The sequence below is a fragment of the Paenibacillus solani genome, from assembly GCF_001277345.1.
Taxonomy (GTDB): domain Bacteria; phylum Bacillota; class Bacilli; order Paenibacillales; family Paenibacillaceae; genus Paenibacillus_AQ; species Paenibacillus_AQ solani.
The window spans coordinates 1681871-1707643 of sequence record NZ_LIUT01000001.1; the positions used below are offsets into that span (position 1 = coordinate 1681871).

Genomic DNA, 25773 nt, shown 5'->3' on the forward strand with positions numbered 1-25773 from the left:
TTGGGGATTATTATTTCTAAATTGTTTGTTAAACACGGTGTTCTATTCTAATCCGACACAAGATCTAACCTTGATGCGTCTTTCCGGGTTGCTGAGCTTCTACTTCCTTGATGGCATTATCTTCATCATGTACTTTCTGCTTTGAAGAACTAAACCATCCAACTACAGCAATCAAGACAAGAACTATATAGAAAGTTGCCTTCCAGATTGAGCTTTCGGGGAAATGATGGTTGATCAGGGCCACGTCTGGATGGGCAAGGGTGATAACGGCCAGTTTAACGCCGACCCAGCCCACGATAAGGAATGCTGCCACTTCAAGACCGGGACGCTGCTGCAGCAGCTTAACGAAATAGGATGCAGCAAAACGCATAATGATCAGACCCATGAATCCTCCCAGGAAGATGACGATGAATTGACCTCCATCCAGTCCGCCGATATTCGGCAATCCGCTAGGCGGCAAAGCAACAGCCAGCGCGACCGCGGCGAGGATCGAGTCAACAGCAAAAGCGATATCCGCAACTTCGACCTTAAATACGGTCATCCAGAATCCGGATTGCTTCTTCGGTTTCAACGTTTCCGACTTAGCATCCTCCGTTGCTTTTCTGCCTTTGAGTACGTGTTTCAGGGTGTGATTGATGGAAATATAGAGAAGATATAATGCACCGATTGCCTGAACCTGCCATACATCCACCAGAAATGAGATTAAGAAGAGTGACCCGATGCGAAACACAAACGCTCCAAGTAATCCGAAGAATAAAGCTTTCTTCCGCTGGGACTCCGGTAAGTGTTTAACCATAATAGCTAGGACTAGCGCATTATCGGCAGCCAGCAGTCCCTCCAGTGCGACGAGTACTAACAGTACCCACCCATACTCCAACATTAGTTCCATGCGATTTCCTCCTTCTATAAAATATTTGAAGGCACAAAAAGACCTCCACCGGCAGATGAAGGTTCATGGAAACCACAAACAGACCTTCACCACAAGTCAGTGGTAAAGGTCTCGCAAACAACGTTATCGTTGCCAGCAAAGCCGGGGTGAACTCCCGTAATGACGACTTTGCTGTGACAGCTACTCCCCTTTATTCACGTTCCTGCATAACTGATCTCTTCATCAGTTAAGCCGTGATATAAAGATATAGATTTTTGGGAAAGAAGTCAAGTTTTTGATTTTCTATTCATTTCATCATGAATTAATAACAGATTTGAAGATTATTTGAATTCCATCATGGATTTCTATAAATTCTCAAAAAAAAGTTAATGTGGAAGAGCAAAAAATCATGGTTCTATGGTCTCGTTACATTTTTACCAGAGAAGTACAATGTTTAACAAGGGAAAGGAAGAACATCCCAGTCAGTCATGATAAAAGATTGGCGAATAGGGGCGAAATCAATCAAGAAGTATGGGAGGACCGTTATGCCGCAGGCAACAGTAAAGGAACCAGACGCGAAGAATACAGCAGATTATAAGCCGATTCATCAAAGAAATGCCTTTCAGCGATGGTGGAAGCAAATTGATATTCAGTTAATGGTTTGGCCAGGAGCTATTCTAATCTTTGTATTCGCTTACATTCCAATGTATGGCGTGCTCACCGGATTTATGGACTACAACATTTTTACCGGAGCGAGGATTTTTGATAATCCTTGGGTAGGGTTTAAACATTTCGAGGCATTCTTCTCAGCCCCACAATTCGTAACGATCATGAGAAACACGCTGGCGATCAGTCTTATGAAATTCTTTATAGGCTTTCCGGCACCCATTATTCTGGCTCTCATGTTGAATGAAATCAGGGGGAGATTCTTTAAACGCACAGTGCAGACGATTACATACTTACCTTATTTCATGTCTTGGGTCATCGTCGGCAGTATGGTCATGAGTTTGCTGTCAACGGAAAACGGAAGCGTTAATATGCTCCTTCAAGGCGTGGGAGCTATCGATGAACCCATTAACTTCTTGTCCATGAGAGAGTATTTCTGGGGGATTCTCGTCACAACCAATGTGTGGAAAGACATAGGCTTCAACTCCATTATCTATTTAGCTGCGATTTCAGGAGTTAACCCGAGCTTGTATGAAGCCGCCGAGATCGATGGAGCAACCCGGTTTAAACAGATGTATCTCATTACGATTCCGACCATTATGCCGATCATCATAATTTTTATGATTCTGCAAATGGGCAGTCTTCTGAATGCCGGATTTGAGGATATCTTGATCTTGGCACAAAATCCAAGTCTGCGTCCTGTCTCCGATGTAATTGACACTTATGTATTCCGGGTAGGACTTCAAAATCAGAGATACGATTACGGCGTCGCCGTTGGTTTGTTCCGAGCAGTAGTAAGTATCGTTCTATTGACGATGGCTAACTATTTGGCCAGAAGATCAGGCAACAGTTTATGGTAAGTCATTCAACACAAGGAGGGGTGGAAACCATTGGCTTTTAAACGATTGGGATATAGCGACCGGGTTATGGTGATCATCATTTACATTTTATTAATTCTGCTATCCTTCACGGCGCTGTATCCGTTCTGGAATACATTAGTGGTGTCACTGAATGAAGGTTTGGATACGGCCAAGGGCGGAATTACATTCTGGCCAAGGGAATTTACTTGGACGAACTATGAGATCGTATTTACGAATGACCGCATACTCCAGTCCTTTGGCATTAGTATACTGCGAACCGTCATAGGTACGGTTTCGGCAATCTTTATGACCGCTTTGCTGGCTTATGGAATGAGCAAATCCTATTTGATGGGACGGAAGTTTTTAACCATTTTCTTCATTTTTACATTGTATTTTGGCGGAGGACTGGTTCCTACCTTCTTGCTTATCAAATCCTTAGGCCTGATGAATAATTTCCTGGTATTCATAATTCCCGGCTTGATCAGCGTCTGGAATATGATCATATTTCGTACTTTCTTTAAGAGTTTACCGAATGGTTTGGAGGAATCCGCGCAAATTGATGGCTGTTCTAACTGGGGAGTTTTCATCAGAATCGTTCTGCCCCTCTCAGGTCCCGTTATTGCAACGCTCAGTTTGTTTACGGCCATTTCTCATTGGAATGATTGGTTTACGCCCACGATTTATATTACCAACCAAGATTTGATGCCAGTTCAAACCATACTCCGGCGAATACTGAATGCCAACCTGATTAATGATGTAATCGGAGGAGGGGATAGTTTGGCGTCAGAAAAACTGTCTAAAAAAAGCTTGACCTCCAAATCACTTATTAGTGCGACGGTCATGGTTGTCTCACTTCCGATTATCCTGGTCTATCCATTTGTACAAACATATTTTGTGAATGGGGTCATGGTAGGTTCGTTGAAAGAGTAGTACGTAATCTGTGGTTTGAGGCGCTATAAGCGCTTGAGACATAAATATTAATCGAGAGGGGAAATAAGGAAGTGAAAAGAAGAAGAGCACTATTATTGGTGATCACCGCTGTATTCCTTCTGGCAACGGTACTCGCAGGCTGTTCGAAATCAGCCGAAGGACCGCAGACAGATCCAGCGCCAACGTCACCGAACAGCCAGAAAGAGGGCACAGAGAAAACGGGTGAGGAAAATCCATCGGACGTATGGGAGTTTGGTTCGAGCGAGTTGGAATTTTCAGCTTTTACTCATTACAGCTGGCAGGATTTCCCTGAAAAGATGGAAGATGCTCCTCTGTGGAAGTATTTAAAGGAAAACAAAAAGGTGAATATCAAATCTATCCTTGCAAGTGGGAACAATGATCAGTTAATGGCTACCATGATGGCAGATAATAAGCTTCCCGATCTCATCTATGCAGAACGTAATCATAATGATATTCAGAGACTCTATAAAGCTGGAAAGCTGGTACCATTGGACGACTATATGGAGAAGTACCCGAATTTGAAAAAATGGCTAAACCCGAAAGCAGCAGATTTGCTGCGCGCTCCGGATGGTAAACTATATCAATTCCCGAATTATTATGCCACCATTCCTAACGGAAGCTCGGCCTATGTCATCAACAAAAAGATATACAAAGAACTGGGATCTCCAAAATTGGAGACTATAGATGATCTGTATAATTACTTGGTTAAAGTTAAGGAGAATTACGGCAGCGAGATCGTACCGTTTGATCCGGAGCGTGCGCAGGACGCCCAAGGGATTGGACTTCTCTATGGCGGCTTCAAAGAGAATGCGTATTACCGGTCCTTTAACGCCAACACGATTGCTGTTGTAGACGATGCGAATAACAAACTTTCTTCTCTGTTTACCGATCCGACATTCCGTGAATCACAGAAATTTGTATCCAAGCTGTATCGTGAAAAGTTGATCAACCAGGATATGTTTACGACTGATCGAGGCCAGATCCAAGAACGGGTTATAAACGGTAAGGTAGCTGTTTTTGCAGGTGCAAGTCCACTGGCTTATGCATCTCAAGGGAATGCGGAGCTTTCGAAAGAAGATCCGGATGCAGGTTATTTTGTAACATGGCCATTTTACAAAGAGGGCCTGGACAAAAATAAAATTTACACAGGCGGTTATGATCAATTAGGCTGGAACGTAAACGTTATTACGACAGATGCCAAAGAGCCTGAGAAAATCTTCGCATTCCTTGACTGGTTGACAGGTCCGGAAGGCATGGCTGTTCAATACTTTGGTCCTGAGGGTGGTTATTGGGAAGGCTTCAACGAGAATCAGGAGCCGATTTTCACAGATGCATACGACCCTGTAAAAGTTGCCCAAATTGAGTCAGATAATGATGCAGTCATTATTGCAGGTAACAGCTCCTATATCGACCCAGTCAAAGTAAAGCGTGAAATGGATAAGCCGTTTGAAGAAAGAGGCTGGATGACGCGTTATCAGGAATCAATTACTTGGAAAACGCATATCGACCACACGGCACTGGGGACGAATCTGGTCCCAGAGGCTGGTACTGAGTTGGCCGATATCAGCGTTAACGTAGTGGATATCTTCCAACAAGCATTGTCAGCTTCCGCAACCGCGAAGAGCGATGCGGATGTTGATAAAATTTTGGATAAAGCAGAACAGGATGCTGTGGCACTCGGATATAATGAACTTCTGGAATGGCGTACACAGCAATGGCTTAAAAATAAAGAATTGTTAGGTCAGTAATACTTATAGGAGTTTAGGATCCATCCTTAGGAAATGTTGCATACATTCCTGGGGGTGGATTCTATCCCTTAAATAAGAATGAGTCTAAAGTATAAAAAGATGAGTAGATTCATAAACACAAAAGATTATGATGTATTCTTCTCCAAACATTGTTATAATTTGACAAACATGCTTTTCTACATTAAAGCAAATTGTCAGGGGGCTCAACACTGTGCGTGTAGTCAAGGTAAGACCATTACGGTTGCTATGGACTGGATTTATCGTGCTGATACTTTCAGGGTGCAGCTTCATACCAAATGAATCAAAGAATATCTCTAACCCCAACACTGAAGCGCAGCAGGTTGACAAACAGCAGAAAACATTTCGAACCAATGAAGAGCCGCTAGAACTAACTTTTTACGCTCATTATAATTCGTACACGATGCCGCAATGGGGTGCCGATCCATCATCCAAGTGGATTCAGGATACGATGAATATACATATTAAAGCAATAAGCTCGGATGGTAATGCCAAGCTGAAGCTGCAGAAGATGATAACGAGCAAACAACTACCTGATCTGGTATGGGGAGATCGGGATTATGATCTGCAGAGAATGCGTGAAGAAGGACTATTCGTACCTTTGGATGAATACATCGAGAAGTATCCCAATTTAAAGAAGTGGGCGGGAGACAAAGTTTTGGATTTACTGCGCGCTCCGGATGGGAAAATATATTATTTTCCGAATTACTACACAAGCAACCCTTATGGTAATGCCGGATATGTTATAAATAAAAAAATATATCGTCTACTGGGCTCTCCTCCGTTAGAGACGACTGATGATTTGTATAGCTACCTTAAGAAGGTAAAGGAGCGCTACCCGGACGTGGTTCCTTTCGAGACAGGGCAGGCGAAAGACGGTCATGGTATCGATCAATTATTCTCGGCATTCAAAGAAGAAAACTACAGTTTTACGCGATTGTACGCTGTCCCTAAGGGTAACCAAATAACCTCAATCTATCAAGATCCTGCGTTTCGCGAATCCGCAATATTCGTTGCCAAGCTTATGCGTGAGGGTCTCATGCCGGGCGAGGCCATGATCCAGACAGAGGATCAAGTCAGCGAGAAGTTAACAAACGGAAAAGTAGCGGTTTATGCAAGTGCCAATCCTATGATCCATGTGATGCCAGCTGATGCGGAGCAGCGCAAGCTCAATCCTGAGGATGGTTATATGTTTATCGATCCTATATATAAAAAGGGTTTGGACCGCTCGAAAATTTTTCCGGGGACGTACAATATTCTTGGCTGGAATGTGGCTGCGATCACCACAAGTGCGAAGAATCCGGAAGCAATTTTCGCGATGCTTGATTGGATGACAGGTCCGGAAGGATCCGCTGTGCAAATGTGGGGACCACCGGGACCGGATGGGTACTGGAACGGTTTTGGACCCGACGGGATAACTCCGCTTTTTACTCCCAAATATAGTTCGGATCGGGCTGGCTTAGCCAAGATCCAATCGATTTCAGGGGATATGATATGGGTTGGAAATACCGATTATCTGGATCAAACCAAAAGCAATTACGAAAGGTCTTTGCCTGAAGAAGAAAGGAATTGGGCGACTTACTGGCAGCAGAAGGTGACATGGAAATCACAGGGTGACGCCACCCCGTTCATCAATGTACAGCCTGCCTTGAATACCGAAGAAGGGCAAATCATGCGTGTTGTCAAGGAGATCTGGCTTGATGCGAGGGAAGAGGCGTTGTTCGGACAGTCCGATGAAGAGGTGCTGGCTATTCTTGATGAAGCACATAAGGCTTCCATGGAAGCCGGATTTCAGAAATACCTGGACTATATCACAGCGAGATGGCAGGACAATTTGAAAGTTCTGAATGATGAATAGCAACGAGCATTTAGCATGGATACGGCATGGGAGGAAGAGGCTATGTATAATGTGTTGTTGGTAGATGATGAAGAACTTGATTTGGAAGGAATGAAGCGGTTTATTCCATGGGCTGAACTGGGCATGGAGGTCAAAGGCTGTGTGAATAATGCTTTATCCGCCTGTGAGATATTGGATAAGCATGCGATCGACATTCTTATAAGTGATGTAAACATGCCGTATATGTCGGGATTGGAATTAGCACGGATCGCGCTGCAGCGGAAACCCAAGATAAGAATCATATTTGTGAGCGGTTATCAAGAATTTAGCTATGTCCAGCAAGCATTGTCTCTTAATGCTTATAGTTATGTCCTGAAGCCGATGGAAGACAGTGAGCTGATCGCTTCCTTAATGAAGGTCAAGAAGGATTTGGATGAGGAACACAAGCTGCGGGAAGTTGAGGAAGCCTATCAGGATTTGATTCCGATTGCCAAAAGCGATATGCTGCTGAGACTCTTCGAAGGAGAAGATACGTCAGATCGCGAGTATATGGAAAAGCTGATGAAAACGCATGAGCTTGATCGCTTAAAATGGCCTTTGAGGGTTGCAGTGATGGAACTGGATCTGATCTCGAGACTGAACGAAAGATCTCCAGCGAGTCATCAAGGGACCCGATCATTTATGAAACAATTGGATGAAGCGATTCATCGAATCGGCGTTATCCCATACTGCAAGCTGAGCTCCCACCGGGTTGCTTTGTTATTGGAATCAGAGGGGGTAGAAGACATTATAACCAGCGTGTTGGACTCTGCTCAGAGAAGACTATCCATCACGGTGACGACAGGTTTGGGTTCGCCGGTCCATACATCGGATCAACTCTGCGAATCTTATTTACAAGCCGTTCAAGCCGTCGAAGGAAAAATGTTTCTTGGTAAGGGAGGCGTCATCAAGTTTGAGGATGTAAGCGTTGAACCTGCCATGCTTGACTTCAATATGTTGAATGAACATATGAATGCATTAATGAAAGCGGTTAAAGAATACGAGCTTGTCCATATTCACGATGAGCTGGAAAACCTGTTTCGTTCCGTAACAAGCCTTCGCTCCAAGTTCACCGTACATAATCTGATCAGTTACTTTATTTGGAAATTGGATCAATATCTAAGCGCCATGAATGAGGATCTCTTTGAACTTCTGGACATTGATATCCGCAAACTCGACATATTACTTCAATTTGAAACCATTAACGATATTCGTCGCTGGCTGCTATACCGCGTATATGAAATATCAGAGAAGCTCCATCAAAAAAATAACACGAATGACAGCCAGTTTATCCGAAATGTGATGAAAACGATCAAGGACCGGATGAGAGAGAATATTACGATTAAGGATATCGCGCTGCAATTTTCGTTCTCTCCCAGTTATTTTGGGTTTCTTATTAGAGAGAAATCAGGATATACATTCAACGAGCTGCTCGTACAGCTGCGTATGGAGAAAGCCTGTGAGCTGCTGAAAATACCGGGAATGAAGATTTATGAAATATCGGATAAGGTAGGATACCGCCATTTGCCTTACTTCAGCAGGCAATTCAAAGAAAAATTCGGCATGACACCACTTGAATACCGGAAAAAAGTGCAGTAGTCAATGGAGGCAAACATGAAACTGGTGTGGGGGAAAATAAAAAAGCGCGGTTACATACCCATCGGATACAAACTCATGATGTCTTATCTTATTTTCATTGTGTTTTTGGTTACGATCGGGTATGTGTCCCACTCCATGTACGATTCTTCCATGCGGAAGCAAACGAGGGAAAATATTCAGAACACACTCGCTCAAATACGAGACAATGTAGCTTATAAAACAGAGGATATCGTGCGGATTTCGTCAACGCTTTATGATGATGAACAGTTTGTAGAAAACTTGAAGATGAATCTTACAAACGCACAAGAAATTCATACTAGAGCTAAAAAAGTCTTTGAACCGAAGCTGGAAAGTGCCTCGAAGTCAATCGGGATTAATCTGCGTTTATTCATATATGTAAAGAACGAAACCATCTCACAAGTCTATTATAGTTACAAACCAGGATCTAATTTTCCCAATCAAACGTTTAATATCTATCATATGGGACGTATTGTGAACAGATCATGGTACCAATCACTTCCCTCAGAAGAATACGGGATTACGATGCGCTGGGAAGAAGTAGAGAATGATCAAGAGAGCGGTCGTATTTCTATGATTCGCCGCATAGTCGATCTGCAGGATCCTATTAACATCCACGTACTTGGGATCATGAGGTTCAGTGTAAGCATGGATGAATTATTCGAGAGTGTGGATTACCGCAAGCTTGGCGAAGGCTCTATGCTGTATGTATTGGATCGCAGTGGCCGAGCCATCTATGCCTCTGACCAAGAGATGCAGACTGCATCGAGTGATAACAACAGCAGTTTGACCAGGCGGACCACGATACCGGAATTGCTGCCGGAGGATGAATATTTGACTTTAAAAGAATATATGGCACCGCAGGGTTGGACCATTGTGGCTCACGTGCCCTTAACCATTATCAAACAAGAGGCTGAACGTGTACGTACATTCATTATAGGCATATGTATCTTATGTTTCATTGTTTTTACCATTACCGGGGTCTATATCTCGGGCTACTTCTCTAAACGGATTACAAAGCTCGTTTCAACTTTAAACGCGTTCCGGGAAGGGGACTTGCGTAAACGAATCACCTACAGGGGAAAAGATGAATTCTCACAGATTGCAACAGCCATGAACAACATGGGAGAAGACATTGAGATGTTAATCGAAAAAGTATATTTAACTGAACTTGAGAAGAAGGAAGCTGAGCTGGAAATGCTTCAAACCCAGATCAATCCTCATTTTCTGTATAACACGCTCTCGTCGATTAATCAGTTAGCTAAATTTGGTGAGAATGAAAAGCTGCGCAAGATGGTCGTGGAGCTGGCTAAATTCTACAGACTGACCCTCAATTCAGGGAAGAACCTAATCCCGGTTTATTCAGAAATTGAGCAGGCCAACGCATATCTTGATATCCAAAAAGTAAAATATGGCCATCGATTGGAAGTTACCTTTGATGTCGATGTAGAAGTATGGAAATATGAGACCATTAAGTTGATATTACAGCCATTTATTGAAAATGCGCTGAAGCATGCTTGGAGCGGCGGTGATCGAATTCATATTCGGATTGTTGCCCGGTTGGAGAATGATGAAATCCTATATCGAATTATTGATGATGGAATAGGAGTCAGACGAGAGAGTATCTCCGATATCTTGAATCCATCGGGTAACAGTGAGACTGGATTTGGAATTCGAAATATCCACCAGAGGGTACAGCTTCAATATGGAGAGAAATATGGAGTATCCATTTTCAGTAAAGTAGGAATCGGCACCTCGGTAACGGTTCGTATTCCTGCTAGAAAACGTCGATTGTTTCTGGATGAAGATCAAGCATTGGGTGAATAAAGATCTGCAGATTAAACTGACGATGGATTCATGCACTTATATATTGAAGAAGAGCAAAACCTGATAAGCAGGTTTTGCTCTTTATTATTTGAATTCAGGTGTATAGGTGTCCAGCGAGACGGGGCCATTCTTGATCGTAGAACGTCTTCCCACTTTCACATTTATGCTCGATAAGATTACGCTAAGAAACACTAGGGCAGCACCCCAATATTGATGGCTGTTCATGATCTCGTGAGCAAACCAGAATCCAGCCAGTGCTGCGAATACAGGTTCCAGGGAGAATACGAGTCCCGTCCGGGTAGCCGTTGTATATTTTTGGGCGATCGTCTGGAAAATGAATCCGACAGCGGTACACAGAATGCTCAAGAAGAGAACTGCCATCCACGAGTTGGTTGTGCTGGGCCATACTGGAGTTTCAAAGAGCAGAGACGAGATGAACGCATACAATCCAGTAAACCCAAGCTGCAGGATGCCGAGGTTGAGCGTATCCACTTTCTGCGCAGCTGTACTTACTATATTGATATGCAGCGCATAACATAATGCCGCCGCCATGCAGAACAGATCCCCGATTCTGAATTTGAAAGGCAGCTGGATCGTTAACAGCGCAATGCCAGCTATGGCTAGCATAATACAGATAACCACTTTGTTCTCTAGTTTCTTCTTAAACAGAAACGTATGTATTAAGGGGACAAACACCACCGTTAGACTGACCAGGAATCCGGCATTGGATGTTGTAGTGGTCTTAAGACCGAAGGTCAGGGCGGTAAACATGATAAATAAAATGAAGCCCAGAAGCATGGCATATCGAATCGTCTTTACGTTAACCTGCCGCAAGCGGGGGATAAAAATCGCTCCAGCAATTAGAAAGGCCAATCCAAAGCGCAGGGCAATTAAATTAAACGCTCCGAGCGTATCCAGCCCTATTTTCATAAGAAGATAGGACGAGCCCCAACAAATGGTGATGAATAAAATCATAAGATCGGCCTTTAACGGTTTCAAGTTCTTTTTCCTCCTTCAAGTGATTGAACAGAATCAGTATACTCACGTACAATAGACAAGTAAAACGAATGTTTTTAATCTTGAACATGAATGAAATTCATGTAAATAAACTTTTGGAGGATATTTCTCATGAGTATCAATAAATTCAAAGTTCTAATGAAGGTTGTGGAGCTCGGAAGCTTAACCAAAGCCGCCGAAGTCATGGGATTTACGCAGTCTGGTGTCAGTCATATGATCAACAGCCTGGAAGACGAGTTCGGTTTCTCCTTGCTGATCCGAAACCGTTCAGGTGCGAAGTTGACGACCAATGGTGAGGAGATGCTGAAAACGATACGTGAAATACTGAAGTGGAACGAACATTTGGAGCAGCAGGTAGCGGCCATTCATGGGATCGAGCTGGGTACCATTCACATCGGTACCTTTACTAGTGTGGGTGTTCACTGGCTGCCGGGAATTATTAAGGATTTTCAGCGGGATTACCCGCATATCGAAATTCGATTGGTCGAAGGAGATTACCAGGAAATCGAAGAATGGATTGCAGAGGGCAAGATTGATTGCGGCTTCCTGTCGTTACCAACTTGGGATACATTCGATGCGATTCCCCTGCACCAAGACCCATTGCTAGTCTTACTGCCTCTTGACCATCCTCTTAATTCTGAGGATTCTATAACCTTATCCCAGATTGAGAATGAGCCGTTCATTATGCCGACCAAAGGGTCTGATTACGATGTGAATCGGTTGCTGGAGAAGGCCCGGACTAAGCCGGATATCAAATATACACTTGGAGACGATTATGCCATTATGGCCATGGTTGAGAAGGGGCTGGGTATAAGTATTCTTCCGGAACTCGTGCTCCGAGGGCAGCAGCGTAATATCCGGCTGATTGAACTAAAGGAAAAAAGCTATCGTTTACTGGGTATAGCGATAAGCTCAATGAGGGAAGTATCACCGGCTACGCAGCGATTCTTGAATTATGTGAAGAGCTACCCCAAGCTGTAAAGCATACATAGCAATGTAATGATGACGGCTATACATAGTATCTAGAATCTATAATTTCCGGTGTGCCATTCATTGTGTTTCTCCAGGTTAAATAATTCATGTCACAAAATGCCTGTTTGAGATTGTTATATAGGTAAACAAAGAAGGAGGTGAGCTCAGTTGCAGCCAACCATCCCCGGGGAAGCGGAAGGAAAAAGAGAAGCCATTGAAACCATAATCGAACAGGTCAAAGCAGGAGAGAAGCAGGCTTACCAAGCGATCATCATCCAGTTTGAACGGCAGATGTACACGTACTGCTACTATATTCTAAAGAATCATGCGGAGACTGAAGATGCGGTACAGGACATTTTCATTCGCGCCTATGAGAATCTACATCAGTACAAAAGACAAGTGTCTTTCTCTGCCTGGTTGTATAAAATGGCCTACCATCATTTGATCAATATTAAAAAGAAACAGAGCCGTTTCCTTAATCTGATTCAGCATTACAAGGAACAGCAGCCGGTTATGCAAATATCTCAGCACGAGTCGGTTGTGTACGAGCTGTTAACCTACCTTACAGCAGAAGAGCGACATATATTGCTGCTTAAGGCTGTTGAACAGTATACCTTTGATGAAATCAGCGACATTATGGGTCTTAAGTCAGCGACGGTACGGAAAAAGTATGAGCGTTTACGCCAAAAACTGATGGAACGAATAAGCCAAAAAGGAGAGGTGGCACGTGGGACAATTGCCGAAACAAACGGAATTCACTGAAATGAACGAACTGGAAGAGATGATACGTGAGTCAGCATTTCCGAAGAATAGCATGAGTTATCGAATCATGAACAAGATAGGAGAGCGTGAAATGACAAGAACATCAACCAAAGGTAAACCAAATGTTTTGAAAAAAGCATTACTCGTTGCATCCGCAGCAGCTGTACTGGGAGGAACCGTTATTGGATCGGGATTTGTATCACCCGTAATGGCAGCAACCTTGAAACAAATCCCCGTGATCGGCGTGCTGTACGAGGGAACAAGCGAAGAAGCGGTAAATGCCGCAATCGAACAAGGGATTTTATCCGAACCTAATCTGAGTGTGACTCATGATGGCGTAACTTTAAAGGTGGCTGACCTTCTGTATGATGGAACTCGATTATCCTTCATTCTGGAGCGTGAAGGAGTGGATCTGCCGAGTACGGCTTCTCCATACTTAAGCGAGGACGCTGTCATCATCGGTGATTCAGATAGCGAGTATGTGAAGTCGAAGAAAGTAGCCAAGGAAGATCAGGAAAAGGGATATATTGAAACACCAAAAATTCTGGTGAACGGACAACAGATTGAGATGGGTGAAGGTACCTTCGGAGACTATCCGCAACAGAATAATGCCTATATCGTTGAGCTTACTAAGGGTCTGAACTTGCCTGATCAATTCGAACTGACCATTCAAGCAAACGTAACTCAGGTAAATGAAAATTTTGAATTCAAGGTTCCTGTAAATGTCACGAATAAGCCGGTTGTTGTTAAACCCGAAGCAGCATCTAAATCGGATGGAGCGTTCAGCTACACGGTCAAGCAGGTGGATATTTCACCGGTATCGACCCGTCTGGTTCTGGACAGTGTAGGCCCAGTTCCAACTTCACCTGAACAAACCGGTGACTATAGTGCGAGCATGGTCTATTACGAGTTAGTAGACGACCAAGGCAATGTTCTGGCTCCGCGAAAGTTTGAGTACTTTAACAGCGAGCCTAAGAACGAATATCATATCGATCAACTGTTCAGTCCTCTTAACGGACAGGCAAAATCTATTACAATTAAGCCGTTTACCTTGACCGTAAATAACAAGGATTGGAGCGTAGTCGGTCAAGGACAGAACAGCCCGGGTGAAAAAACATATCTGACAGACTTGGAATTGACCATTCCAGTTCATCAATAACATAACTATGAGAAAAGCGAGACCCGATAACTTTCGGGTCTCGCTTTTTATTCGGTCGTGTTTAGCATGAAATATGCTAGATAGTCTTATTTTCATAAGATTAGCGAAGTGTTTTCAGTGCTCCGCTCCATGCAAGCACTTGGTCGAGCATGCCATTCAAGTTGACAAGATGCAGATCAGCTGGCTTGAACACAGAACCATTCTCAAAATCAGTAAACAATGAGAGGGCAGGGTGAATGCGAACATCGGCTATTGACAACTCGCCTAAGATTCCGCGCAAATGTTCGGCCGCACGAGCGCCGCCAACGGAGCCATAACTGACAATACCGGCTGCTTTATTGTTCCACGCTTCCCGTGCATAATCGAGGGCGTTTTTCAAAGAGGCTGAAATACTGTGGTTGTATTCCTGAACGATGAACACAAATCCGTCCAAAGTTGCAAGCTTGGTATTCCATGCGGTTGCTTGTTCGGTAGCGTCGGCCTCGCCTAGCAGAGGAAGCTTGTAATCCGCGATGTCTACGATTTCGTAGTTCGCATCTCCGCGCTCATCTGCAATACGTTTAACCCACTCGCCTACTTGAGGGCTCAAGCGACCTTGACGTGTACTTCCCAAAATAATGCCGATATTCAATTTGGACATAATACTTACCTCCTAATATTTGTTCATATATTTGATCGTGATGTGTTGACTATATCGCATGCTTAAATAATAATCTCAGTCGGTTAACTTTGTCAAGTAACTAACGAAAAGTTTGCTGTGTTCTTCTCAACCAACCGTTGAGTACAGCTCTCCAATCGCTTCTTGCTATGTAGTGTTTAGGCTAGACCCAATGCTATACTGATGTTATGCATGTTATGAAACTTAGTGTTGCCTGATTACATAGGAATGATTCTAAACGAGGTGAAGCGCTTATGGAATTAAGACAATTGAGATCCGATGAATTTGAAATCAGCACAAAATTATCCGAGTATGCGTTTCAAGTTTCGCTATCACAGGAGCAGCGGGAATCCCGCAAGGAACATTTTAAACCAGAACAAAGCTGGGGGATATTTGACGGAGATGACCTGCAAGCGAAATTGACGATAATTCCACTGCAAATCTACATGCAGGGTAGAACGATCAATATGGGCGGGATCGCGGGTGTGGCAACTTGGCCGGAGAACCGCAGACAGGGACATGTTAATACATTGCTCAAACATGCATTGCAGGAGATGAAGAACAAAGGCCAGAGCATATCCTGCCTGCATCCTTTTTCGGTACCCTTCTACCGTAAATTCGGCTGGGAAGTCTATGCAGAATATAAGAAGTACATCATTCCGATAAACAATTTTCCACGTAAAGTATCCGTAGAGGGCCGGCTGGTAAGAGATGTACTTGATATACCTACTCTAAGTGATATGTATCAAGTTTACGCCAGAAACTACAACGGTATGCTTGTGCGCGATGAAGCCTGGTGGAGGAGATCCGTTCTAACGGACGGGGTTCATAACGTTGTTTATTATTCCGCAGAGGGACAAGCGACGGGTTATGCGTTATACCATCTCAAGAACAAGGAACTGGTGTGTGATGAATTCGTATTTTTCAACGAGGAAGCACGCAGTGCGCTTTGGACCTTTTTTGGAAACCATGACTCCAGAATCGAGCAGGCAACGATGAAAATGGTACCCGTGGATGATCAGCTGCCCTTTATTCTGCCGGAGCCTCGAGTTATACAGGAGGTGGTTCCCTACTTCATGGCGCGCATCGTTGATTTGAAGTCCTTCATTGAGGGGTACGCTTTCGAACGGCACCAGGAAGCTGTAATTACCTTAGCGGTGAAAGATTCCGCTGCCCCCTGGAATGCTGGCATATGGCGATTATCCGTTAATGAAGCAGGAAGAGCGGAGTTGACAGAGCTTCCAAACGATCATGAGGAGCAGGCTGATCTGAGCACCGATATTCAGAGTCTATCCGCGCTGTTTACGGGATATAAAAGACCGCATGAGCTTTATTCCATCCATCGTTTAAATGGTAATCCACAAGCGGCAGCCCAATTGGAATCCATGATTCCTACAGGTCACACCCATCTTATGGATTTCTTTTAAGAAAGGAAGAAGCCACGTTGATTCGCAGACTTCGGCCAGAAGAATTAGACATACTCTTGGCATCGATTAATCAGGAACAGCATTTCCTATATTATTCTTACCTTACGAATCGAAGGCAAAACAGCCTACATTATGGTCAGTTTTCGGAATCGGGAGAGCTGCTGGGTGTTCTGGCTTACTTGAATGGTCTGTCCTTTCATGCATTCTCTGTTTATCCTATCAAGCCACAGTTTCAGCTGCCCTCTGTTCTGGCACATATAAAGCAAGAGCTGAATTTGCCCGACAGTGCAGAAGGTAGTTTTATCGTCCATGCAGATGAATGGAAGGTGCTTAGTCCGGAAGTGGATGTTATTAAACCTCCCATAGAAATCTGGTTGATGAAGCATGTCGATTCAGAGAGTTTACCGCTGACGGCAGATGAGGTCATCCTTCTGGGGCCTGCTCATTTTGATCGGATTGAGGATAAATTAGCTGCAATTCAAGCGATGGCTTTTGCAAAAGAAGAGCTTCAAAATCCGTTCTATGGTGTAATGCAAGATCAGGAGCTTGTTGCCGTTGGTGGCTATCATATATACGGTCAGGATTATGTGGAGCTTGGGAATATAGGAACGGATCGGGGATGGAGAAGGCGAGGATTTGGCAAAAAGGTATGCGCTGAACTGACCCGAAGAGCTCGTATTATTACGCCACATGTGTACCTCAATGTTCTGGCAAGCAATACGGCTGCGATCCAATTGTATCAGTCCCTTGGCTATGTCACTGTATGCAAGCAGTACATGGTTACATTCGCAGTTTCAACTTGTAAATGACCAAATTCTTTGATAAACGTTAAATGCAGTTTGGGAGCAACAGAAAGGAATGTCAGGTATGAAAAAGTCCAGAGAGGCTAAAGGTTTAATCGATAGTTTAATCCCATTGGGTATGATTGCTGGTACCGCTATCGGTGTCATTGTTTCCCTCTTTTTCAAACCAAGCTTTCTAGTATTTTCAGTTAGTATAGGAGCTGGGATAGGCTATTTAGTTGGGGTTATTGCTTATGTAATTTATAGTAAGAAAGGAAAGGGATAGTTGGAAAGTAAATTAGAAGCATGCTGTTTTTTCAGCATGCTTCTTTTTGGAGGTTAGACGGATAAGTAAACGATTTATTTACTAAAGAACTTTTCAGCTGTTTGACTATTAGTAGAATTATTTCTGAACGTCCTTCACGGAGAAAATATGCAGCTTTCCATCGTCAGCATATTCTGCATACGCGATATCATCCAAGGAATCATACCCTTGTTCCCGCGCCATCGACCTGATCTCCTCCAGATTTATTTGCTTACCCAGCATCGATTCTTTCAATAACCTTCCCTTATCGATCACCGTTACCGTAAAAGCATCCGGCGTGGCTTCCAACCCCAGATCCTGCTTGGAGGGCGGTTCAAATTCTGGCTTTCGCATGACGGACATCGATCCGTCCGTTTCCAAAATAGCGTATTTAACTTCAGTTAATGAGAAAATATTCTGGTGTCTCAGCATCGATAATAATTGTTTATATTCGATATCATATTTATCCAGCATTTTTTGATTCAGCTTTCCGTTATCGATCAGCATTACAGCTCGGCCTTCCGCCAAATATCCGAATTTCACGAAGTAAGTCGTTGCCTTCTCAAAAAGATAGGATAAGGTGGTCCATAGGGCAAGAGCGAATATCAGATGCATGATGGTTACGTCTTTATCATACAGGGTATTACCGACGATCTCGCTAAGCGCAAGCGAAGCTAAGAAGTCGAGCGGAGTCAGCTGGCTAAGCGTTTTTCTTCCGGTAACAAAGGTAACAATCCATAACCCAAAAAAGCTGACGATCAGTTTAACCCCTAACTGCATGTACATCTCCATGGGTCAGCCTCCTTGAATGGCAATTTACTTAGATATTAAACGCTTAGACATCAAGCAGAAACTAGGGAGATAGCCCCAGTTATGGGATAGCGGATGTAATGACAAGGGAAAGCTTACCTGTAGCCCAAGGGCCATCGGTTGTGTTATGATGACTCGCACTGTCTTTCCGGTATATTTACCTTTTGTGGTGCCAGGTGATGTGATTTTTTAATGGATAGGGATGGGAACGGTGAGGAAGAATTCTTTGAGAACGATACTGATTATTTCGGTCATACTTCATATATTTGGGGTTGTGCTTGTTAGTAATCATTACATAGCAGATCATAAAAAACATGCTGTGGGAGACAGCAGTTCATATAGAACGTTTATTCATGGGCTTGAATATTTCAGTCAATTCATTGGTGAATTGGATGACAAGCATATGAAAGAAGAAAATTTGAATCTATTGATTAATGCGGATGAACGACTCGATCTGGCACAAAGATCCATGATCGAATTCGAACATTCGATGTCTTCTACAGATCTAGATATGAGCGGTGTAGAAGTCATCCTAACCTCAGTCGAGGAATTGATGTTCAATGAGATGTCGACATATGCTTTAAATAACAACAAGACGAGCCGTTTCACCGTAATGCAAAGCAGTATAAATCATTTGTTGGAGAAATTACCCGAGAACTACGACGCTCACCACAAAAAGGAGTTTATTCTTCTTATCAACAGCATTCATTAATCAGATGTATGAACAAAAGCCGCAGTTTTACAGCGGTTTTTTTGTGATATTAGGCATTTCTCCATTCGAGATTAAATACGCACTTGAAAGTGACGCGACGTCATCTTGTAAGATATTAGTTGGCATAGAAGTTAACGAATGATGTCACATATCTTATGAGAAGGAGAGGAGTTAAATGAAGAAGGGAGACAGCATCATATATGCCTGTGTCATTGTGGGGGCCGGAATCGGATTAGCCTTGGGGAGTGCTTTTCCAGGTGTTCTTGTCGGTTTGGGAGTTGGCTATTTGATTAAAATGTCTTTAACAAACGAGGAATAATGATTGTCCAGAGAGTGTTGACAATTAGAATTTATTGACTTATAGTACTTTACTATCAGCAACGATCAAAGACATGATTCCTGAAACAACCTGTCCAGAGAGAGAAGTGATTGGTGAAAGCTTCTACAGTGCTTGCTTCTTGAATTACCCCTTTGTAGCTGTGTTTTTGAACCCTATAAGGTATTAGAGAACACCGATTCATCCCCGTTACCGGATGTCTAAAATGAGGATCCGAAGAAGAGCATGCCGCTTAGGCGAACGCTTGTCTTTCCGGATCAAATTAGGGTGGAACCACGAGCTGAACGCACTCGTCCCTTTGGGATCGGGTGTTTTTTGCGTTCAATCTTAATTTGATGGAGGGATAGCAATGTCAATCGTAGTTACACTGCCAGATGGAAGCAAAAAGGAGTATCCTGCTCAAACGACGATGAAGCAAATCGCGGAATCCATTCATGCGGGACTTCTGAAACAGGCCGTCGCAGCCAAAGTGGACGGGAAGCTCGTGGATTTGAATTATGAGCTGTCTCATGATGCAAAAGTCAGCATCGTTACACTGGATTCCGATGACGGATTGTACGTTTATCGACATAGCGCGGCCCATCTGATGGCCCAGGCGGTAAAACGGATCTACGGCAGCTCGTCAGTACATCTCGGTGTGGGACCCGTTATTGAGGATGGTTTTTATTATGATATGGATCTGGGACATTCCCTCACGAATGATGACTTGATTGTCATTGAGCGGGAAATGCAGAAGATCGTTCAGGAAGACCTGCCGTTTGTACGCAAAGAGGTCAGTCGTCCGGAGGCTGAACAACTGTTCAAAGAAGATCCGTATAAAATGGAGCTGATCCATGAATTGCCGGGAAACGAGATCATTTCCGTTTATCAGCAGGGCGAGTTCGTTGACTTGTGCAGAGGGCCTCATCTGCCTTCAACGGGCAAAATCAAGGCATTCAAGTTAATGAGTGTGGCAGGCGCCTATTGGCGGGGGAACTCTGACAATAAAATGCTGCAACGAATCTACGGAACAGCGTTTCCCAAAAAGTCGCAGCTTGAGGAGCATTTATTTTTCCTGGAAGAGGCCAAAAAAAGGGATCATCGCAAGCTGGGTAAAGAGCTGGGATTATTCATGTTCTCGGAAGAGGCGCCGGGTATGCCCTTTTTCTTACCTAATGGGATGATCATCCGCAATGAACTGGAACAATTCGCAAGAGAACTTCAGTTCCACCGCGATTATGATGAAGTTCGTACGCCGCTGATGATGAACAAACGGCTGTGGGAAATGTCGGGGCACTGGGATCATTACAAGGATAATATGTACTTTACTCAGGTGGACGAGACAGAATATGCATTAAAACCAATGAACTGTCCGGGACATATGTTAGTTTACAAAAATACGCTGCATTCCTACCGGGAGCTCCCGATTCGAATTTCTGAATTTGGGCAGGTGCATCGCCATGAATTCTCGGGCGCACTGAATGGCATGATGCGGGTGCGGACGTTCTGTCAGGATGATGCTCATATTTTTGTCAGACCTGACCAAATTCAGGATGAGATTAAGCAGGTTATCGATTTTATCAGCCAGGTTTATCAAGTATTTGGCTTTGAATATACAATAGAGTTATCGACAAGACCGGAAGACTCCATGGGGTCTGAAGAATTATGGGAACAGGCGGAGTCCGCCTTGCAGCAGGTATTGGACCAACAGGGGCTCTCATACCGGATTAATGAAGGAGATGGAGCGTTTTACGGGCCGAAAATCGATTTTCATATCCTGGATTCCTTAAAACGAAGTTGGCAATGCGGTACGATTCAACTGGATTTTCAATTCCCTGAAAAATTCGATCTTTCGTATATAGGAGAAGATAATCAGAAGCATCGGCCGGTTGTCATTCACCGCGCGGTCTTCGGATCAATCGAACGATTCATCGGAATCCTGACAGAACATTACGCTGGGGCTTTCCCGATGTGGCTAGCTCCCGTACAAGTCATGATCATTCCGGTATCGGACCATTATATCGATTACTCGTTGAAGGTGAAGAAACGTTTGGAGAATGCCGGCATACGGGTGAACGTCGATGTCAGAAATGAAAAGCTGGGTTATAAAATCCGTGAAGCAGGTCTGCTGAAAACACCATACACGTTAGTCCTTGGGGAGAAGGAAATGAACTCCGATCATGTATCTGTTCGAAAACGTGGCGAAGGTGAACTTGGTGAAAGCTCCATCGATCAAGTGATTGAACGGCTTCAGAATGAGATTGAGACTAGGAAATAAGAAGATGTTTGGATGATATTCTTCACCGTACATGGTTCTTAGGCATGGTATCATCTGGATATACCTGTTAAATGGAACATGGAAAATGAAGGGGAGAGTACCATTGCCAACGTACCAGAACAAAGAAGCTTTAATCACTGAAATCCAGAAAACGTACAGGCTCTTTGACCAAGAATTTGATGACGTTCCAGAGGATAAAAAGAATCTTCGGATTGGCGAAGTCGACAGAACGCCTCAGGAGATGATGGCCTATCAGCTGGGATGGCTAACGCTGGTATTGAGCTGGGAGAAGGATGAACTTGCGGGCAAAGTGGTTACAACGCCAACCCCAGATTATAAGTGGAATCAATTGGGTGCGTTGTATGAGCAATTCTATCGTACGTATGATGGATATTCTTTGAAAGAATTACGTTCACTGTTGAAGCAGAGGACGAATGATTGGTGTGAATGGATAGACGGCTTAAGTGAGGAAGAGTTGTTTCATTTGGGTGTTCGAAAGTGGACAATATCCAGTGCCAATTGGCCGATGTGGAAATGGCTGCACATCAATTCCGTCGCGCCGTTCAAAAGCTTCAGAACCAAAATTAGAAGGTGGAAAAAGTACACCGATTAGATCCTGGCGCACGGCAGGCATGAACGATTCGAGGATAACCTCGGGTCGTTTTTTTTAGTTGGATTCGATCGGAAAGGGATAGACTGGTTTCTTTTATACCGTCCTAGGTGCGCAAAAGTCAAAATAGTGCACATCAAGGCAAAAATAGGCTCTACAAGATCCAGGTGACTCCCCCTATCATGAATCGTAATCAGATCGATTTGAAGGGAGCACGAGGGTATGTGGAGCAGTGCGATTAAAGATGCCGTTGAGAAAATCCGGAAGAACATGGATAGCTTTGGGACAAAATTCCCCCACGTCAGCAGGGATGGGGCTTATTTGCTGAATGACAACGATGACTGGACGAACGGCTTCTGGAGCGGTCTTCTCTGGCTATGTTATGAATACACAGGCGACGAGGACTTCAGATTGGGAGCAGTACGAACGGTAGAAGACTTTCGTCAACGCTTTGCGGATAAGAAGGTGCTTGATCATCACGATATCGGATTTCTGTATTCCTTATCCTCCAAAGCGCAGTGGATCGTTGAGAAGGATGAGAGTGCCCGCCAGTTGACGCTTCAGGCTGCGGACTTGCTCCTGACACGCTGGCGTTCACGTGGAGGATATATTCAAGCATGGGGCCCTGAAGGAGATAAACAGGAGGGCGGTCGCATCATTATCGATTGTTTGATGAATCTGCCGCTGCTCTTCTGGGCGGGGCAGCAAACCGGCAATCCCATATATCAGGAAGTTGCAATCATGCAGGCGGAGAAGACAAGACGCTATCTGGTACGGGGAGATGACAGCTCATACCACACCTTCTTCTTCGATCAGCAAACCGGGGAGCCAATTGGAGGTGCGACGCACCAGGGTTATACGAACGGTTCGACATGGACGCGGGGACAAGCCTGGGGGGTATACGGCTTCGCATTGGCTTATCAATATACTGGAGATCCAGCATACCTGGAAACTTCTAAACGAATGGCGAGGTATTTCCTTAAGCACTTACCGAAGGATCATGTCGCCCTTTGGGACTTTAATGCACCCGTAACCGCCGATACGTATCGGGACAGTTCAGCCTCCGCCATCGTAGCAGCGGGCTTGCTGGAACTGATTGGACATTTGGAGGAGGGGGATCTGGACAGAGCCTACTTAGAACAAGGATTGAAGGATTCCATGACCTCACTGGTACGGAATTATTCCACCATCGGCCAAGAGGCGGAGGGCCTGCTTCAGCGTGGTTCTTATCATGTGCGCGGCGGATTGTCCCCGGATGATTTCATGATCTGGGGGGATTATTTTTACCTGGAAGCCTTGATTCGAATGGAGACTGGAAACAAGGGGTACTGGTATGAACGCTGATGCGACTGAAGCTTTGGTGAGAGGCGTTTTGACAATTTGGAATCTGGAGGATCCTGAAATTGATCCGATGCGTGAAGCAGTGAATCAAGGTCATCTGCACGATGTACTTAATAAGCTGCATGAATACTTCGCTTGCCGAAAGACACCTGGATGGTGGATGAGCAGTGAAGATAAGCAGAATATCACCGAATATATAAAGCAACACTGTGCAGATGAACTGGAAACCGTAATGAAGACGGCGAACGAGGTGGTGGAGCAGACATTCCTGTTCCGCTTTCCATGGGATATGGAACGGAGCATAGTTTCCGTTACATTTGACGGTGAAATTGATTGGTGCCATATCCCCGATCAAGATGTGGAGTGGGCTTATATGCTGAATCGCCACCGCTATTGGGTGGCGCTGGGACAAGCGTATGCGATGACTGGCGATGAGAAGTATGCGGAGGTATTTTGCCGCCAGCTTGAGAACTGGATCGATCGGAATCCTGTACCCGAAAATCCTACAACGGATACGTTGACTTGGCGCCCGATCGAGGCGGGTCTGCGCAGTGTGAACTGGATTAAGGCATTTCGATATATAATCGGCAGTCCATCGCTGACTCCGCCGCTGCTCGCTAAAGCGCTGATTTCGCTTCACGAGCACGGGGAATATCTGGCTGCTTCCTTCAACAGCTGGAAGCATATCAGCAATTGGGGCGTGCTGGAGACCTGCGGTTTATATCATATTGCACTGTTCTTCCCCGAGTTCTGCAAGTCGGCAAGGTGGCGGGAATTAGGAGTAGAGAGACTGAAAGAGACGGCGAGACTCCAGGTGATGGCGGATGGCATCCACTGGGAGCAATCGCCAACGTACCATCATGAGGTGCTGGCTTGTTATCTTGATTGCGTTCATCTCGCCAATCTTAACGTGGTTGAGCTAGATGGTCCATTTCGACAAACGGTCCGCGAGATGGCCACAGCCTCCATATACTGGGCGAAGCCGAACCACAGGCAGCCGATGCTGGGAGACAGCGACGATAGCGATATCCGTGGCATTCTGACATATGCCGCCTGGTTATTTGGGGATTCTGTTCTGCGCTATGGCGGACATGCTAAGCCGGATTACGATAATGCATGGCTGATGGGCATGGAGGGAATACGGGAATATGAAGCGATGATGCCCGTGGAGCCTCCATCCAAAAGCCGAGCTTTTATCCATTCCGGTCATTATACAATGCGAACGGGATGGGACGAAGAAGCGCTGTACCTTTATTTTCACTGCGGCCCACTCGGGGGAGGCCACGGGCACGCCGATATGCTGCATATTGATCTCCATGCCTACGGTCGTGATCTGCTCACCGATCTTGGAAGGTATAACTATAGCGATCACACATCCCTCAGAAAAGCATTAAAAGAGAGCTCAGCCCATAACACAACGGTCGTCGACGGAATAGGGTTTACCGGGATCAAGGACACCTGGTCTTACGACCGAATTGCCGGGCCACTGGGCTGCAAATGGATTAGCAGGCCTGACTTTGACTATGTTGAGGGGACGCATGACGGCTATCTATATGGGAATGAACCGTTGATTCCTCGCAGAAGGATCATCTTCATCAAGCCGTATTTTTGGCTGCTGATCGACAGCCTGGCGTGCCTTGAGCAGCACACCCTGACTCAGTATTTTCATTTTCCGCACCCGCCTGGAGAAGTCTTGATGGAAGCAGATTCAATGATTTGCCGGACAAACACCCATGAAGAGGCGAATCTCTCAATCATTCCTGTTAACACAGAGAACCTTTGTGGGGAAGTCGGCGAGGGTGTCATGTCCCGGGAATATAACCTGCTCGAACCCAATTCGAATGCTGCTTATTCCAAAACAGGGAGAGGATTGATCAGCATCATGCAGGTGCTTTATCCTCATCGTCCAGGGGAGACGACCTCTCCGCGAGTCCGTAAGGTTCCCGTATATCGCCACACGGGTGAGCGGGTTCATGACGGGCAAGCTGAAGCATGTGGTGTTCAGCTTCCGGGAATGGAAGAAGAGTTTATTCTCGTTGTTAGTCATCGTCCTCCGTCCGGTCATTATGATTCATATGTGGTGGAGGGTGCGCAGATTTTCGGAGAGGCTGTGCTGTTGACCCTCCTGGGGGAACAAGAAAATGTAACCGTCATCATTTAATGAATGCTTCCAGCTCAGAGGATTGATAGAATA

At 44.7% G+C, this 25773-nt stretch carries 23 protein-coding genes; 19 read left to right on the top strand and 4 right to left on the bottom strand.

The window, feature by feature from the left end:
- Positions 1-64: 64 nt before the first annotated feature.
- A complete protein-coding gene (locus AM231_RS07660; RefSeq protein WP_054402104.1) occupies positions 65-889 on the bottom strand; it encodes a TerC family protein in 825 nt (274 codons plus the stop codon).
- Between the two features lie 524 nt (positions 890-1413).
- Here AM231_RS07660 and AM231_RS07665 point away from each other — a divergent pair.
- The 6 genes from AM231_RS07665 (at position 1414) to AM231_RS07690 (ending at position 10431) form a co-directional block, all read left to right on the top strand.
- On the top strand, positions 1414-2394 hold the full coding sequence (locus AM231_RS07665) for an ABC transporter permease (RefSeq protein ID WP_054402105.1): 981 nt from the start codon (positions 1414-1416) through the stop codon (positions 2392-2394).
- Between the two features lie 66 nt (positions 2395-2460).
- Complete coding sequence (locus AM231_RS07670) at positions 2461-3324, top strand: carbohydrate ABC transporter permease (protein ID WP_054403559.1); 864 nt, start codon at positions 2461-2463, stop codon at positions 3322-3324.
- A 71-nt stretch (positions 3325-3395) separates the two neighbouring features.
- Entirely contained in the window at positions 3396-5093 is a 1698-nt protein-coding gene (locus AM231_RS07675) for an extracellular solute-binding protein (protein ID WP_054402106.1), read from the top strand.
- Between the two features lie 211 nt (positions 5094-5304).
- Positions 5305-6969, top strand: a complete 1665-nt coding sequence (locus AM231_RS07680) for an extracellular solute-binding protein (RefSeq protein ID WP_054402107.1) — start codon at positions 5305-5307, stop codon at positions 6967-6969.
- 42 nt (positions 6970-7011) lie between these two features.
- Complete coding sequence (locus AM231_RS07685) at positions 7012-8586, top strand: response regulator (protein WP_053493692.1); 1575 nt, start codon at positions 7012-7014, stop codon at positions 8584-8586.
- A gap of 15 nt (positions 8587-8601) precedes the next feature.
- Complete coding sequence (locus tag AM231_RS07690) at positions 8602-10431, top strand: cache domain-containing sensor histidine kinase (protein WP_054402108.1); 1830 nt, start codon at positions 8602-8604, stop codon at positions 10429-10431.
- 84 nt (positions 10432-10515) lie between these two features.
- On the opposite strand, the gene AM231_RS07695 is transcribed toward AM231_RS07690, so the two are convergent.
- Positions 10516-11430 carry a DMT family transporter gene (locus AM231_RS07695; protein WP_054402109.1) on the bottom strand — a complete coding sequence of 305 codons (915 nt, stop codon included), beginning with the start codon at positions 11428-11430 and terminating at the stop codon, positions 10516-10518.
- 129 nt (positions 11431-11559) lie between these two features.
- Between AM231_RS07695 and AM231_RS07700 the strand changes: the two genes are divergently transcribed.
- From AM231_RS07700 to AM231_RS07710, 3 genes are all read left to right on the top strand, one after another.
- Positions 11560-12429, top strand: a complete 870-nt coding sequence (locus tag AM231_RS07700; RefSeq protein ID WP_054402110.1) for a LysR family transcriptional regulator — start codon at positions 11560-11562, stop codon at positions 12427-12429.
- Positions 12430-12588: 159 nt separating this feature from the next.
- Entirely contained in the window at positions 12589-13182 is a 594-nt protein-coding gene (locus AM231_RS07705; protein WP_054402111.1) for an RNA polymerase sigma factor, read from the top strand.
- Positions 13148-14341 carry a DUF4179 domain-containing protein gene (locus AM231_RS07710; protein ID WP_082341559.1) on the top strand — a complete coding sequence of 398 codons (1194 nt, stop codon included), beginning with the start codon at positions 13148-13150 and terminating at the stop codon, positions 14339-14341. Before AM231_RS07705 ends, AM231_RS07710 begins: the two co-directional genes overlap by 35 nt.
- 100 nt (positions 14342-14441) lie before the next feature.
- Here the strand turns inward: AM231_RS07710 and AM231_RS07715 are convergent, their stop codons facing one another.
- Positions 14442-14981, bottom strand: coding sequence for an NADPH-dependent FMN reductase (locus AM231_RS07715; protein WP_054402112.1), 540 nt, complete (start codon positions 14979-14981; stop codon positions 14442-14444).
- 272 nt (positions 14982-15253) lie between these two features.
- On the opposite strand from AM231_RS07715, the gene AM231_RS07720 reads away from it, so the two are divergent.
- The 3 genes from AM231_RS07720 to AM231_RS07730 are packed head-to-tail and all read left to right on the top strand — an operon-like array spanning position 15254 to position 17494.
- Positions 15254-16426 (top strand): GNAT family N-acetyltransferase, encoded by a 1173-nt coding sequence (locus AM231_RS07720; RefSeq protein ID WP_054402113.1) that lies wholly within the window; start codon positions 15254-15256, stop codon positions 16424-16426.
- 17 nt (positions 16427-16443) lie between these two features.
- Positions 16444-17235 (top strand): GNAT family N-acetyltransferase, encoded by a 792-nt coding sequence (locus AM231_RS07725; RefSeq protein ID WP_054402114.1) that lies wholly within the window; start codon positions 16444-16446, stop codon positions 17233-17235.
- A 58-nt stretch (positions 17236-17293) separates the two neighbouring features.
- Positions 17294-17494 carry a hypothetical protein gene (locus AM231_RS07730; protein WP_054402115.1) on the top strand — a complete coding sequence of 67 codons (201 nt, stop codon included), beginning with the start codon at positions 17294-17296 and terminating at the stop codon, positions 17492-17494.
- Positions 17495-17611: 117 nt separating this feature from the next.
- Here AM231_RS07730 and AM231_RS07735 read toward each other — a convergent pair whose 3' ends face one another.
- Positions 17612-18304, bottom strand: a complete 693-nt coding sequence (locus AM231_RS07735; protein ID WP_054402116.1) for a DUF421 domain-containing protein — start codon at positions 18302-18304, stop codon at positions 17612-17614.
- Between the two features lie 244 nt (positions 18305-18548).
- On the opposite strand from AM231_RS07735, the gene AM231_RS07740 reads away from it, so the two are divergent.
- The 7 genes from AM231_RS07740 to AM231_RS07765 all read left to right on the top strand — a co-directional run bounded on the left by AM231_RS07740 (position 18549) and on the right by AM231_RS07765 (position 25740).
- Positions 18549-19034, top strand: coding sequence for a hypothetical protein (locus tag AM231_RS07740; protein WP_054402117.1), 486 nt, complete (start codon positions 18549-18551; stop codon positions 19032-19034).
- 175 nt (positions 19035-19209) lie between these two features.
- A complete protein-coding gene (locus AM231_RS29000) occupies positions 19210-19353 on the top strand; it encodes a hypothetical protein (RefSeq protein ID WP_053493681.1) in 144 nt (47 codons plus the stop codon).
- A gap of 367 nt (positions 19354-19720) precedes the next feature.
- Positions 19721-21628: a threonine--tRNA ligase gene (gene thrS, locus AM231_RS07750; protein ID WP_054402118.1), complete on the top strand. Its 1908-nt coding sequence runs from the start codon at positions 19721-19723 to the stop codon at positions 21626-21628.
- Positions 21629-21731: 103 nt separating this feature from the next.
- Positions 21732-22241, top strand: coding sequence for a ClbS/DfsB family four-helix bundle protein (locus tag AM231_RS07755; protein WP_054402119.1), 510 nt, complete (start codon positions 21732-21734; stop codon positions 22239-22241).
- A gap of 107 nt (positions 22242-22348) precedes the next feature.
- Positions 22349-22480: a hypothetical protein gene (locus AM231_RS30185; RefSeq protein WP_278044612.1), complete on the top strand. Its 132-nt coding sequence runs from the start codon at positions 22349-22351 to the stop codon at positions 22478-22480.
- The gene (locus tag AM231_RS07760) at positions 22461-23582 is read left to right on the top strand and encodes a glycoside hydrolase family 88 protein (RefSeq protein ID WP_054402120.1); all 1122 of its coding nucleotides are present in this window, start codon (positions 22461-22463) and stop codon (positions 23580-23582) included. Before AM231_RS30185 ends, AM231_RS07760 begins: the two co-directional genes overlap by 20 nt.
- Positions 23572-25740: an alginate lyase family protein gene (locus tag AM231_RS07765; protein WP_054402121.1), complete on the top strand. Its 2169-nt coding sequence runs from the start codon at positions 23572-23574 to the stop codon at positions 25738-25740. Before AM231_RS07760 ends, AM231_RS07765 begins: the two co-directional genes overlap by 11 nt.
- Positions 25741-25773 lie beyond the last annotated feature (33 nt).

Bases quoted from the DNA above. Each gene is read 5' to 3' on its own strand.
- AM231_RS07660 (WP_054402104.1), bottom strand. From the start codon at position 889: ATGGAACTAATGTTGGAGTATGGGTGGGTACTGTTAGTACTCGTCGCA.
- AM231_RS07665 (WP_054402105.1), top strand. From the start codon at position 1,414: ATGCCGCAGGCAACAGTAAAGGAACCAGACGCGAAGAATACAGCAGAT.
- AM231_RS07670 (WP_054403559.1), top strand. From the start codon at position 2,461: ATGGTGATCATCATTTACATTTTATTAATTCTGCTATCCTTCACGGCG.
- AM231_RS07685 (WP_053493692.1), top strand. From the start codon at position 7,012: ATGTATAATGTGTTGTTGGTAGATGATGAAGAACTTGATTTGGAAGGA.
- AM231_RS07690 (WP_054402108.1), top strand. From the start codon at position 8,602: ATGAAACTGGTGTGGGGGAAAATAAAAAAGCGCGGTTACATACCCATC.
- AM231_RS07700 (WP_054402110.1), top strand. From the start codon at position 11,560: ATGAGTATCAATAAATTCAAAGTTCTAATGAAGGTTGTGGAGCTCGGA.
- AM231_RS07715 (WP_054402112.1), bottom strand. From the start codon at position 14,981: ATGTCCAAATTGAATATCGGCATTATTTTGGGAAGTACACGTCAAGGT.
- AM231_RS07720 (WP_054402113.1), top strand. From the start codon at position 15,254: ATGGAATTAAGACAATTGAGATCCGATGAATTTGAAATCAGCACAAAA.
- AM231_RS07730 (WP_054402115.1), top strand. From the start codon at position 17,294: ATGAAAAAGTCCAGAGAGGCTAAAGGTTTAATCGATAGTTTAATCCCA.
- AM231_RS07735 (WP_054402116.1), bottom strand. From the start codon at position 18,304: ATGGAGATGTACATGCAGTTAGGGGTTAAACTGATCGTCAGCTTTTTT.
- AM231_RS29000 (WP_053493681.1), top strand. From the start codon at position 19,210: ATGAAGAAGGGAGACAGCATCATATATGCCTGTGTCATTGTGGGGGCC.
- thrS (WP_054402118.1), top strand. From the start codon at position 19,721: ATGTCAATCGTAGTTACACTGCCAGATGGAAGCAAAAAGGAGTATCCT.
- AM231_RS07760 (WP_054402120.1), top strand. From the start codon at position 22,461: ATGTGGAGCAGTGCGATTAAAGATGCCGTTGAGAAAATCCGGAAGAAC.
- AM231_RS07765 (WP_054402121.1), top strand. From the start codon at position 23,572: ATGAACGCTGATGCGACTGAAGCTTTGGTGAGAGGCGTTTTGACAATT.